The organism is Alphaproteobacteria bacterium (genome assembly GCA_020638555.1).
Lineage (GTDB): Bacteria > Pseudomonadota > Alphaproteobacteria > Bin95 > Bin95 > JACKII01.
This window is the reverse complement of the sequence record JACKII010000006.1, coordinates 43393-56286: the sequence shown is the minus strand read 5'-3', so window position 1 is coordinate 56286 and position 12894 is coordinate 43393. Positions and strand designations below refer to the sequence as shown.

Genomic DNA, 12894 nt, shown 5'->3' with positions numbered 1-12894 from the left:
TCTGGCATTCACGCTCGCTTCCGCCGGTGCGTCGGCGGGGCGGTTCATGATCGTGACCGCGCACCCGCTGGCGAGCGAGGCCGGCTATGAGGTGCTGAAGGCCGGCGGCAGCGCAGTCGATGCGGCGGTGGCCGCGCAGATGGTGCTGACCCTGGTCGAGCCCCAATCCTCCGGTATCGGCGGCGGCGCGTTCCTGGTCCATTATCGCGCCGGCGACGCCGGGCCGGTCGCCTATGACGGCCGCGAGACCGCGCCGGCGGCGGCGACGCCGGACCTGTTCCTCGCAGCCGACGGTCAGCCGATGAAGTGGTCGGTGGCTCGCATCGGCGGCCGCCCGGTCGGCGTGCCGGGCACGGTGCGCATGCTGGCGCTCGCCCATCGCGACCACGGGAAACTGCCCTGGGCCGAGTTGTTCCGGCCGGCGATCCGCCTGGCGCGGGAGGGCTTTGCCGTGACGCCGCGCTTTCACGAGTCGGTGGCGAGCCAGAAGGGCTGGGACAAGACGCCGGCCGCGGCCGCCTATTTTCTGGACTCCGACGGCGAGCCCTGGCCGGTGGGTCATGTTCTGAAAAACCCCGCCCTGGCGGAGACGCTGGCGGCGCTGGCTGCGAACCCGGACGCGCTCTACACCGGCCCGATCGCGGCGGACATCGTCGCGGCGATTCAGGGCTATGCGGCCAATCCGGGCGGCATGGCTCTGGCGGATCTGGCCGGCTATGCGGCGAAGCGGCGGCCGGCGGTGTGCGGCGCCTTCCTCGCCTATCGGGTTTGCGGCATGCCGCCCCCCTCCTCCGGCCCGCTGACAGTGCTGATGATCCTGGGCTTTGCCGAGCGCCTGGGCCTGCCGGCGCTGGACCCGGACTCGGTGGAGTGGGCGCACGGTTTCGCCGAGGCGAGCAGGGTCGCCTTCGCCGACCGCAACCGCTACATGGCCGACCCGGATTTCGTGCCGCAACCGACCGCCGGTCTGCTCGACCCCGGCTATCTGGATCGCCGCGCCGCCCTGATCGCGCCGGACCATACCTTGACTGACGTCGCCGCCGGCGAACCGCCGGCATCCCAGGGCCTGCTCGACGCCGCACCGCATCCGGGCCTGAAGGAGGCAGGCACCTCGCACCTTTCGGTGGTGGATGGCGAGGGCAATGTCGTCTCGATGACGACGACGGTCGAGGCCGCCTATGGCTCGCACCTGATGGTGCGGGGCTTTCTGCTGAACAACGAGCTGACCGATTTTGCGTTCGCGCCGGAGAAAGACAGCCTGCCGGTCGCCAACCGGGTCGAGCCCGGCAAGCGGCCGCGTTCCTCCATGGCACCGGTGATCGCATTCGACGACGAGGGCCGGCCGGTTCTGGCCGCGGGCTCACCGGGCGGCAGCCGGATCATTGGCTACACCGCCGGGGCGGTGTTGCGCGTTCTGGGGCATGGCCAGCACCCGCAACAGGCGGTGGAGGCCGGCCATGTGATCGACCGCAACAGCGGCGTCACCGAACTGGAGGCGGACACGACCGCCGCCGAACTGGCACCGGGCTTGGAAGCGCTGGGCCACACGGTTAAGCTCCGCGAGTTGACCAGCGGCCTGCACCTGATCCTGTTGACGCCGAATGGCCTGGTCGCCGGCGTCGATCCGCGCCGGGAAGGCGTCGCGCTCGGAGACTGATTTCCCATGAAATTCGGCTGGCTCACCCTGTCGCTCTCGCCCTCGCCGGAGGAAGACGCGCAGCGCATCGACGACCAGATCGCCCAGGTGCAGGCGGCGGAGGCCCTCGGCTTTCACGACGTCTGGCTGACCGAGCACTATTTCACCGGCGAGAGCGTCTACAACGACGCCATCCTGTTCGCGAGCGCGCTCGCCATGAAGACCGAGCGCATCCGCATCGGCTTTGCGGTGGTGCAGATGCCGTTTCACCACCCGGTGCGTCTGGCGACGCAACTGGCGCTGCTGGACAACCTCTCCAAGGGTCGGATCGATGTCGGCATCGGCAAGGGCACGGTCTACAACGAGTACGAGTTCGTCGGCCACGGCCTGCGCTCCGACGACAGCCGCGAGCGCATGACCGAAGGCCTGGACCTGATGCAACGGGCCTGGCGCGAGGCGCCGTTGTCGTTTCAGGGCCGGTTCTACCAGGTCGAGGTGCCGGAAATCCGGCCGAAGCCGGTGCAACAGCCGCACCCGCCGCTCTGGCGCAGCGTGATTTCGCCCGGCTCGTTCGTGGAGTGCGGGCGCCTGGGCGTGCCGGTGCTGACCGCCCGCCTGCCGGTCGACAAGATTGCCGAGCGCTGGGCGCTCTACGACCGGGGGCTGGAGGAAGGCGGCCACGCCGCCGCCACGCGCGAGCGCCTCAGGGCGCAGAACGCGCTCTGGCGCAACGTCTATGTGGCGGAAAGCGATGCCCAGGCGGAGGACGAACTCTCGGCGCTGCTGGCGGAAACGCGCCATCACATGATGCACGTGCGCGACGCCTTCAACCCTGCGGACTTCCAGCCGGCGCCGGAGACCATGAACGCCTGGGCCGACCCGCATATAGGCGACGCGGCGGCGATTCCCTATGTGCTGGAGACCGGCTCCATCTACGGTTCACCGAAACGGGTGCGCGAACAGGTGGCGGAACTGAGGGAAGCCGGCGTGCGGCACCTGCTTTGCCAGACCGGCTTCGGCGCCATGAGCCAGGAGCAGAACCTGGCCAGCATGCGCCGCTTCGGCGAGGAGGTCATGCCGGCCTTCCGGTAAGGCGCCTCGGAGCCTGGCATGCGTGAACATTGCCGACCGAATATGCGCGTCGTCGGAATCCCTTTCAGCCCGCCATGATGTAGGGTAGTGTTCAAAAATACCCTTTGATTTGAACAGTTACCGGACTGCGGCTCGACAAGCGGTCGCACCCGACGCGCTGGCGGCCGCCGGGACGCGGGTCTAGGGTGCCGGCTGCGGGACTTATCGCATGTCAGTCTGAAAGGATGTTCCTGTGAAGCTCTACATGCATCCTGTTTCCACGGTCTCCCGTCCGGTGACGCTGTTTGCCGCCGACGAAGGAATCGACCTCGAACCTGTCTTGGTCGACATTTTCACCGGCGCGCAATACGGCGAGGATTTTCTGAAGATCAATCCTTCGCACGCCGTTCCCGTCCTGGAAGACGGCGACCTCTGCATTGGCGAGTCCTCGGCCATTCTGAAATATCTGGCCGACAAGACCGGATCGGCGGCCTACCCAAAGGATTTGAAGCAGCGGGCGCGGGTGAATGCGCTCATGGACTGGTTCAACACCGGCTTCTATCGCTCCTTCGGCTACAATCTCTGCTATTCGCAATTGCTGGACCATTGCAAGCTGCCGGACGAGAATGCGCAGCGTCTGGTGGCGGCGGCCGGCGAGACCGAGGCGCGGCAGTTTCTCGACATTCTCGACCGACACACGCTGGGCCGGGGCAACCCGTACCTTGCGGGGAACGACATCACGATTGCGGACTATTTCGCTTCCGGCATCGTCTCGCTGGGCGACGTGATCGGCTGCACTTTCGCCGACTGGCCGAACGTGCAGCGCTGGTACCGGGCCATGCAGGCCCGGCCGAACTGGGAGGCCGCAAACGGTGCGCTCGCCCAGTGGGCCGATATGGCCAAGGGGCCGGACTTCGTGCGGGTTTAGGGGGCACTCCGCGTCCCTCGATACGCCCCGGACTGCGTCCGCGGCTACTCGGAATGAGGCCCCGGTTTAGGCAAGGACATGGCTCCTAGGTTCACCGCCATTCCATTCCTCCCCGCCGCCAAGGGTCCATTGCAAGCCGAGGATAAAGCCCCCACTTTCATCCCGAGTAGACGGCGAAGCCGGCGTATCGAGGGGCGTGGGCCTTACCCCTCAAGAGTCGACTGCGTGGGATGAAACCGGAAGAGAGCGTAAACCTCCCTCCCCGCGTCACCCCGGCAGGCGCGTCGACTGCCAGCAATAGAGCTGCCAGCGCCCGTCGCGGCGAACATAGGTGGCGGTGAAGCGCACGGCGAATTCCTCACGGCGGCTGTTGGCGAAGATCGCGATGGCGGTCTTCCCTGTCAGCAGCACCCAGTCGCCCATGTCCCGCGCCTCCACCTCCGACGGCTCGATCTCGCGGTAGAGCAGCGCGCCGGACAGCAGGGCCGAAAGATAGCTCTGCCTGTTGTCCTTGGCCGACGAGGAGTGAATGTAGATCAGGTCGTCCGCCAGCAGCGGCAGCAGCGCATCGGCGTCCTGGTTCAGCATGGCGCGGATGCGGCGGCGGTCGGCTTCCAGCACTTCGGCTACGGCGTCCATGGGCTTGGCCCCCTCTCCCCTTGTCACGCTTCGGCGACTGGCAGCAGGCGGCGCACCACGGCCTCCGGGTCGCCGTCCAGGCGGTCGCCGGCGGCGATCGCACCGCGCAGGGCCGCCATCAGGTCCTGGTAGAATTGCAGATTGTGCCAGGTCAGCAACATCATGCCGAGGATTTCCTCCGCCTTCACCAGATGGCGCAGATAGGCGCGGGAATAGCCGGTGCAGGCCGGGCAGGAACAGCCGGCATCCAGCGGCGCCGGGTCATCGGCAAACCGGGCATTGCGCAGATTCATCTCCCCCGCCCGCGTGAACGCCTGGGCGGTGCGGCCGGAGCGGGTGGGCATGACGCAGTCGAACATGTCGACGCCGCGCGCCACCGCGCCGACGATATCCGCCGGCCGGCCGACGCCCATCAGATAGCGCGGTTTTTCCGCCGGCAGGTGGTGGGTGGTGAAGTCCAGGGTGGCGAACATCTGCTCCCGCCCCTCGCCCACCGCGAGGCCGCCAATGGCATAACCCTCGAAGCCGATCTCCTGCAGGGCCGCCGCCGACTCCGCCCGCAGGTCCTCGAACACGCTGCCCTGGACGATGCCGAACAGGCCATAGCCCTGCCGCGCCCCAAACGCGTCGCGCGACCGCTTCGCCCAGCGCATCGAGAGGCGCATGCTGTCCGCCGCCTGTTCGTGGGTCGCCGGGTAGGGCGTGCATTCGTCGAAGGCCATGGTAATGGTCGCGTCCAGCAAGTGCTGGATTTCGATGGAGCGCTCCGGCGTCAGCATGTGATAGCTGCCGTCGATATGGGAGCGGAAGCGCACCCCGTCCTCGCTCATCTTGCGCAGGCCTGCCAGGCTCATGACCTGGAAGCCGCCGGAATCGGTCAGGATCGGCCCCGGCCAGTTCATGAACCGGTGCAGCCCGCCATGGCGCGCGATCAGTTCCGCCGTCGGCCGCAGCATCAGGTGATAGGTGTTGCCGAGAATGATGTCGGCGCCGGTCGCGCGCACATCCTCGGGCCGCATCGCCTTGACCGTGGCCGCGGTGCCGACCGGCATGAAGGCCGGGGTCTCGATCGGCCCGTGCGCGGTGTCGATGCGCCCGCGCCGCGCGTCGCCGGCCGTCGCGAGAAGGGTGAAGGACAGGGTCATGATTGCCTGCGGGCCATCTCAACCAGACGTGCGCCGCACCGCCAGCCCGCTTCATTCCGAGTAGCCGCGCCAGCGGCATATCGAGGGGCGTTTTCTGCGGCCCTTCGCGTCGCCCCTCGATACGCGCCTCTGGCGCTACTCGGGATGAAGCGGAGTTGGGTGGGCGCGAAGTGGTGGTGGCCATTCATGCAGTTATAAGGGAGGAAACTTCCCGAACTCATTCTACCCGCTCCAGAAAGCTGGCATCGCCATAGGAAAAAAACCGATATTCTGCCGCAATGGCGTGGTCGTAGGCCGCGCGCATCCGCTCCACCCCGGCAAAGGCGCTCACCAGCATGAACAGGGTGGAGCACGGCAGGTGAAAGTTGGTGAGCAGCGCATCCACCAGCTTGAAGCGGTAGCCGGGCAGGATGAACAGGTCGGTGTCGCCGGCCCAGGCAGCCAGCCGACCGTCCGCGGCCGCGGCACTTTCCAGCAGGCGCAGCGCCGTCGTGCCCGCCGCCACCACCCGGCCGCGGCGGCCATTGATCCGCGCGGCCGCCTCGGCGCTGACCTGGCCCCATTCGGCGTGCATGACGTGCCGGGACAGGTCCTCGACCTTCACCGGCAGAAAGGTGCCGGCGCCCACATGCAGCGTGACGGTCACGATTTCCACGCCCCGCTCCTGGATCGCCTGCACCAGCCGTGGCGTGAAATGCAGCGAGGCGGTGGGGGCCGCCACGGCCCCCTCGCGCGCGGCGAACACGGTCTGGTAGCTGTCGCGGTCCTCCGTCGCGCCTTCCGCCGGGCGCTTGATATAGGGCGGCAGCGGCATGACCCCATGGCGCTCCAGGCCCGCGGCCAGATCGGCGTCGTCGCCGGCAAAGCGGAGCACCACCTCGCCGCCGTCACGGGCCTCCACCGTGGCGGCGAAATCGTCGGCGAAGCGCACCTCGTCGCCGGGCCGCAGCCGGCGCGCCGGACGGGCGAAGGCGGCCCAGCGGCTTGGCCCCAGATGCTTGTGCAGCGTCACCTCGATCCTGGCCTCGCCGCGCCGGCCGGTGAGGCGGGCCGGGATCACGCGGGTGTCGTTCACCACCAGCACGTCGCCCCGCTCCAGCAACGCCGGCAGGTCGCACACGCCCCGGTCGGCGAACGGCCCCTGTTTCGGCACGTGCAGCAGCCGCGCCGCATCGCGCGGGCTGACGGGATGCTGGGCGATCAGACGCTCGGGCAGGGCGAAATCGAAATCGGAGAGCTTCATTGTTCCCGCTGTTTGCGGCAGACTGGCCGCAATCGCAAGTCCGCAGGAGTGCCGCACCATGGCCGCTTCCACCCTCCGCCCCGAAATCCATGCGAGCCGCCATGCGGTCTCGGCCGGGCACTATCTCGCCAGTGCGGCGGCGCTGGCGGTGTTGGAGGCGGGCGGCAACGCCATCGATGCGGGCGTTTGCGGCGGCATTGCCCTCGGCGTGTTGCAAAGCGACCTGGTCGGCGTCGCCGGCGTCGCCCCCATCATGGTCTGGCTGGAGGCGGAACAGCGCGTCGTCACCGTCTCGGGTCTCGGCTGGTGGCCGAAAGCGGCCTCGTCCGCCTGGTTCCGCGAGCACCATGGCGGCAAGCAGCCGAAAGGCGTCATGTCCATGGTGGTGCCGGCCGCACCCGATGCCTGGATCACCGCGCTGGAGCTGTGGGGCACGATGAGTTTCGGCCAGTGCGCCGAGGCCGCCATCCGCTTCGCGCGCGAGGGCTTTGCCATGAACACGCTGCTGCACCAGACCATCGCCAACAATGTCGAGACCTATCGCAGCTTCCCGGCCTCCGCCGCCATCTATCTGCGGGATGGCGAGGCACCGGCGGTCGGCGCCCGCTTCGTGCAGGAGGATCTGGGCCGCACCCTGCAACACATGGCCGACGAGGAACGGGGTGCCGCGGCCAAGGGCGGCCGGGCCGCCGGGCTGAAGGCGGCGCGGGACGCGTTCTACAAGGGCGACATCGCCCGCACCATGGTCGATTTCGTGCAGGCCCAAGGCGGCTGGATGACCATGGACGACATGGCCGGCTTCCGCGTCGGCATCGAGCCCGCCTGCTCCACCCGCTTCGGCGATACCGAGGTCTTCACCTGCGGGCCGTGGTGCCAGGGGCCGGCGCTGCTGGAAATCGTCAACATCGTCGAGCGCTTCGACCTCTCGACCCTGGACCACAACAGCCCGCGCTACCTGCATCTGCTGACCGAGGCGACCAAGCTGGCCATGGCCGACCGCGAGGCCTGGATCGGCGATCCGCGCCATTTCGATGTGCCGATCCAGGCCCTCACCTCCAAGGACTTCGCCGCCCGGCGCGCGACCCGGTTCGAGTGGGACAAGGCCTGGCCCGGACGCCCGCCCGCGGCCTCCGGCAAGGACCTGGGCGTCGATGGCGACGCGCCGCGTCTGAAACAGCCGCCGCCGGCCCTGCCGGACGAGGTCGAGACGCTGTCGAGCCTGGACACGTCTTATCTCTGCGTCGTGGACCGGCACGGCAACGTGTTTTCGGCGACGCCCAGCGACGGCTCCTATCACGGCCCGGTCGTGCCGGGGCTGGGTTTCGTGCCGTCCTGCCGCGGCGTGCAGAACTGGGCCGAGGCCGGCCATGCCTCCGAGATCGGCCCGTATCGTCGCCCGCGCCTGACGCCGAACCCGGCCATGGCCATCCGCGGCCGCCAGTTCATCCCGTTCGGCACGCCCGGCGGCGACGTCCAGACCCAGGCCATGCTGCAAACGCTGCTGAACCTGGTGGTCTGGGAGAAAGGCGCGCAGGAAGCCGTGGAGGCGCCGCGCTTTGCCAGCTACAGCTTCCCCTCCAGCTTCGAGCCGCACGCCGAGCATCCGGGCCTGTTGCGCCTGGAAGGCCGGGTGGAGCGCGCCACCGGCGACGCGCTGGCGGGCCTCGGCCACAAGGTGGAGTGGTGGCCGGACATGACCTGGCTTGCCGGCTCCATGGGCCTGATCGTCGACGACCGCGACACCGGCTTCAAGACCGCCGCCGCCGACCCGCGCCGCATGGCCTTTGCGGTCGGCGTGTAGTAGGACGGCGCCCCAACCCCTTTACCCGCAAGGCGCACCGCCCATGACCGATAGCCCCAAAACCCCCGGCATGCGCCAGGGCCTCGCGCAATACGGCGACAACGCATTCTCGCTGTTCATGCGCAAGGCCTTCATCAAGGCCATGGGCTATACCGACGATGCGCTGGAGCGGCCGATTGTCGGCATCACCAACACGTTCAGCGGCTATAACGCCTGCCACCGCTCCGTTCCGGACCTGGTGGAGGCGATCAAGCGCGGCGTCATGCTGGCGGGCGGCCTGCCGGTGGAATTTCCGACCATCAGCGTGCACGAAAGCTTCTCACACCCGACCTCGATGTTTCTGCGCAATCTGATGAGCATGGACGCGGAGGAGATGATCCGCGCCCAGCCCATGGACTCGGTGGTGCTGATCGGCGGCTGCGACAAGACCGTTCCGGCCCTGCTGATGGGGGCGGCCAGCGCCGGCAAGCCGGCGATCCTGGAAGTCACCGGCCCGATGATGACAGGGCATTTCCGCGGCGAGCGCCTGGGCGCCTGCACCGACTGCCGGCGGCTCTGGGGCCTGCACCGGGCGGGGGAGATCTCGGCGGAGGATATCGACGCGGTCGGCAACCGGCTGATGCCGACCGCCGGCACCTGCATGGTCATGGGCACGGCCTCCACCATGGCGCTGATGGCCGAGGCGCTGGGCATGATGCTGCCGGGCGGTGCCGCCATTCCCGCCGTCATGGCCGACCGCCTGCGCCATGCCGAGGACACCGGCGCCCGCGCCGTCGGTCTGGCGCTGGAGGGCACCAAGCCCTCGCAGATCATGACGAAGGAGGCGTTCGACAACGCGCTCCGCACCCTGCTGGCGGTGGGCGGCTCCACCAACGGTCTGGTGCATATCGCGGCGGTGGCCGGCCGGCTCGGCATCGACATCGACCTGGAGGCGTTCGACGCCATGGGCGCGGAGACGCCGGTGCTGGTCGACCTCAAGCCCTCGGGCCAGCACTATATGGAGGACCTGTACCGCGCCGGCGGGCTGGCGCCGATCCTGCGCGAGTTGGGCGAGAGCCTGAACCTCGATTGCCTGACCGTCTCCGGCCGGACGCTCGGCGAGGATATCGCCGCGGCCGAGCCGGACTGGGGCCAGCAGGTGGTCAAGACCAAGGCCGACCCGGTCTACAAGGAAGGCGGCATCGCCGTGCTGCGCGGCAATCTCGCGCCCGGCGGCGCCATCATCAAACAGTCCGCCGCCGCCATCCTGCAACACGAGGGCCGGGCCGTCGTGTTCTCCTCGCTGGAGGATATGGCCGAGCGGCTGGATTCTCCCGATCTCGACGTGCAGGCCGACGACGTGCTGGTGCTGCAAAACGCCGGGCCGAAGGGCGCGCCGGGCATGCCGGAGTCGGGCTATATCCCGATCCCGAAAAAGCTGGCCGCCGCCGGCGTCAAGGACATGGTCCGCATCTCGGATGCGCGCATGAGCGGCACGGCCTTCGGCTCCATCGTGCTGCACTGCACGCCGGAAGCGGCGGTGGGTGGGCCGCTGGGCCTGGTGCGTACCGGCGACCGCATCCGCCTGGACGTGCCGGCGCGCACCCTGGAACTGCTGGTGGACGCGGCCGAGTTGGAGCAGCGCAAGGCGGACTTCCGCGCGCCCTATCACGAGGGCCAGGAGCGCGGCTATCTCAAGCTCTATCTGGACGAGGTCACCCAGGCCGACACCGGCGCCGACTTCGAGTTCCTGCGCGGCGTGAAGGAAGGGTAGCGAACCGCCCTGCCCGCCCCCTCGATACGCCGCTGCGCGGCTACTCGGGATAAAGCCGGTGGAGCGGGTGACACGGTCCCAACCGCCGCCCGTCTCCCCTCGATACGCCGGCAGCGCCGGCCACTCGGGATGAAGCGGGGGAGAGGGTGACACGGCCCCAACCGTCGCCCGTCGCCCCTCGATACGCCGGCAGCGCCGGCCACTCGGGATGAAGCGGGGGCGAGGGCGACACGGTCCCAACCGTCTCCGTCTCCCCTCGATACGCCGGCAGCGCCGGCCACTCGGGATGAAGCGGGGGAGAGGCCGACACGGTCCCAACCGTCGCCCGTTGTCCGTCGCTTCATCCCGAGTAGGGCCGCAGGCCCGTATCGAGGGACGCACCCGACTCGGGCGATAAAAGGCCGAGGGCCCTATTCGGAATGACGCGACCGGCGTTATCCTGCTCGGGACGAAGCGACGAACGTTACAAGGAGGCGCACCATGCCCGCTCCCAGCACACCCGTCCGCACCCCGCCCTTCCGCGCCGACCATGTCGGCAGCCTGCTGCGTCCCGCCGGCGTCGCCGCCGCGCGCAAGGCGCATTTCGAGGATAAGACCCTCGATGCCGCCGGCCTGAAAGCCGCCGAGGATGCGGCCATCCCGGACCTGATCCGCATGCAGGAAGACGTGGGCCTGCCGGTCGTCACCGACGGCGAGGCGCGACGGTCCTGGTGGCATTACGACTTCATGGGCATGCTGGACGGCCTCGACCTGGTGGAGCGCGGCGAGGGCGTGCAGTTCGCCGGCACGCAATTGCGCCCGATCTTTCCCGTCGTCACCGCGCCGCTGGATTTCCCCGACGATCATCCGATGCTGGCGCATTTCCGGTTCCTGGCGGCCAACACCAGGGTTTGCCCGAAAATCTCTATTCCCGGCCCCAGCTGCTGCGATTTCCGCATCGGCTCCGATGACCTGGGCGTGCCGGAATACAAGGAAGACCGCCGCGCCTTCTTCGCCGCCATCGCCCGCACCTACAAGAAGGCCGTGCACGCCTTCTACGATGCCGGCTGCCGCTATCTGCAGATGGACGATATTTTCTTCGCCTATCTCTGCGACCCCAAGCACCGGGCGGCGAAAGTGGCGGAGGGCCGCGACCCGGACGAACTGATCGGTCATTATGCGTGGATGATGCACGAGGCGATCAAGGACCGGCCGGCCGACATGACCATCGGCATGCATATGTGCCGCGGCAACTACAAGAGCACCTATGCCGCCGAAGGCGCCTACGACCCCGCCGCGGACGCGGTGTTCAACCGGACCGGCGTCGACATCTTCTTCATGGAATACGACACCGAGCGCGCCGGCGGCCTGGAGCCGCTGCGCCTGCTGGCGAAGGGCAAGCAACGGGTCATGCCCGGCTTCATCACCACGAAGGTCGGCGCCATGGAAAGCGTGGACAACCTGCGCCGCAAGTTCGACGAGGCCGCCCAATACGCCGACCTCGACCAGTTGGGCATCGCGCCGCAATGCGGCTTCGCCTCCACCGAGGAAGGCAACGCCATCACCGCCGACGACCAGCGCCGCAAGCTGGAACGGGTGGTGGAGACGGCCGAAGCGATCTGGGGCTCGGTCTGAGCCACAGCCCATGACAGCATTCCCCCTATCCCCTGCCTGAAAGACCACCATGCGCGCTTACGAAATCGTTTCCGACGGCGGCATCGACGCCCTGGCCCTCGCCGACCGGCCGACCCCCGCCCCCGGTCACGGCGAGGTGCTGGTGAAAATGCACGCCTCGTCGCTGAACTATCGCGACCTCCTGACCGTGCTGGACCCGCGCGGCCGCAACCTGCCCTATCCCCGCATCCCCAACTCCGACGGCGCGGGCGAGGTGCTGGCGGTCGGCGAAGGCGTGCGGCGCTTCAAGCCCGGCGACCGCGTCGCCGGCTGCTTTTTCCAGCGCTGGGAGGATGGCGACATCACCGCCGACGGCATGGCCAGCGCCCTGGGCGGCACCATGGATGGCGTGCTGGCGGAAGAGGTGGTGCTGAGCGAGCGTGGCCTGGTGCGGATTCCGGCGCATCTGTCCTATGCCGAGGCCGCCACCCTGCCCTGCGCCGCGCTGACCGCCTGGAATGCGCTCGTCGAGAAAGGCCGCCTGATGGCGGGAGAGACCGTGCTGCTGATCGGCACCGGCGGCGTCTCGATTTTCGGCCTCCAGATCGCGGCCATGCATGGCGCACGCAGCGTCATCATCTCCTCCAGCGACGAGAAGCTGGAGCGGGCCAGGGCGATGGGTGCCTGGGGCACGGTGAACTATCGCGCGACGCCGGACTGGCAGCATGCCGTGCTCGACCTGACGGACGGGCGCGGCGTCGACCATGTGCTGGAGGTGGGCGGCGCCGGCACGCTGCCCCGCTCGATCGCCAGCACCCGGGTCGCCGGGCATATCGCCCTGATCGGCGTCCTCACCGGCGGCGAAATCAATCCGGCGCTGATCTTTCGGAACTCGCTCCGGGTCAGCGGCATTTATGTCGGCAGCCGCGCCATGTTCGAACGCATGAACCGGGCCTTCGAGGCCGCGGAGTTGCGTCCGGTCTTGGACCGGACCTTCGCGTTCGAGGACGCCCGCGCGGCGTTCCACCACCTGCAGGCGGCCGGGCATTTCGGCAAGGTTGTCATTGCCGGCTAGAACGCCCGCC

Annotated in this window: 10 protein-coding genes; 7 read left to right on the top strand and 3 right to left on the bottom strand. The window is 68.6% G+C overall.

All coding sequences use genetic code 11. The features are described 5' to 3' along the window. Positions 1–46: 46 nt before the first annotated feature. The 3 genes from H6844_18080 (at position 47) to H6844_18070 (ending at position 3635) form a co-directional block, all read left to right on the top strand. Positions 47–1657, top strand: a complete 1611-nt coding sequence (locus H6844_18080) for a gamma-glutamyltransferase family protein (GenBank protein ID MCB9931317.1) — start codon at positions 47–49, stop codon at positions 1655–1657. Positions 1658–1663: 6 nt separating this feature from the next. Beyond that, positions 1664–2728: an LLM class flavin-dependent oxidoreductase gene (locus tag H6844_18075; GenBank protein ID MCB9931316.1), complete on the top strand. Its 1065-nt coding sequence runs from the start codon at positions 1664–1666 to the stop codon at positions 2726–2728. A 232-nt stretch (positions 2729–2960) separates the two neighbouring features. Next, positions 2961–3635: a glutathione S-transferase family protein gene (locus H6844_18070; GenBank protein MCB9931315.1), complete on the top strand. Its 675-nt coding sequence runs from the start codon at positions 2961–2963 to the stop codon at positions 3633–3635. Between the two features lie 267 nt (positions 3636–3902). Here the strand turns inward: H6844_18070 and H6844_18065 are convergent, their stop codons facing one another. The 3 genes from H6844_18065 to queA form a co-directional block, all read right to left on the bottom strand. After that, a complete protein-coding gene (locus H6844_18065; protein ID MCB9931314.1) occupies positions 3903–4274 on the bottom strand; it encodes a nuclear transport factor 2 family protein in 372 nt (123 codons plus the stop codon). A 23-nt stretch (positions 4275–4297) separates the two neighbouring features. Next, positions 4298–5422, bottom strand: coding sequence for a tRNA guanosine(34) transglycosylase Tgt (gene tgt, locus H6844_18060; GenBank protein ID MCB9931313.1), 1125 nt, complete (start codon positions 5420–5422; stop codon positions 4298–4300). 214 nt (positions 5423–5636) lie between these two features. After that, positions 5637–6662, bottom strand: coding sequence for a tRNA preQ1(34) S-adenosylmethionine ribosyltransferase-isomerase QueA (gene queA, locus H6844_18055; GenBank protein MCB9931312.1), 1026 nt, complete (start codon positions 6660–6662; stop codon positions 5637–5639). Between the two features lie 58 nt (positions 6663–6720). Between queA and H6844_18050 the strand changes: the two genes are divergently transcribed. The 4 genes from H6844_18050 (at position 6721) to H6844_18035 (ending at position 12884) form a co-directional block, all read left to right on the top strand. Then, the gene (locus tag H6844_18050) at positions 6721–8463 is read left to right on the top strand and encodes a gamma-glutamyltransferase (protein MCB9931311.1); all 1743 of its coding nucleotides are present in this window, start codon (positions 6721–6723) and stop codon (positions 8461–8463) included. A gap of 43 nt (positions 8464–8506) precedes the next feature. After that, positions 8507–10216, top strand: a complete 1710-nt coding sequence (locus H6844_18045; GenBank protein ID MCB9931310.1) for a dihydroxy-acid dehydratase — start codon at positions 8507–8509, stop codon at positions 10214–10216. Positions 10217–10696: 480 nt separating this feature from the next. Then, complete coding sequence (locus H6844_18040; GenBank protein ID MCB9931309.1) at positions 10697–11830, top strand: 5-methyltetrahydropteroyltriglutamate--homocysteine S-methyltransferase; 1134 nt, start codon at positions 10697–10699, stop codon at positions 11828–11830. A 49-nt stretch (positions 11831–11879) separates the two neighbouring features. Beyond that, positions 11880–12884 (top strand): NAD(P)-dependent alcohol dehydrogenase, encoded by a 1005-nt coding sequence (locus H6844_18035; GenBank protein ID MCB9931308.1) that lies wholly within the window; start codon positions 11880–11882, stop codon positions 12882–12884. The last annotated feature ends 10 nt before the right edge of the window (positions 12885–12894 follow it).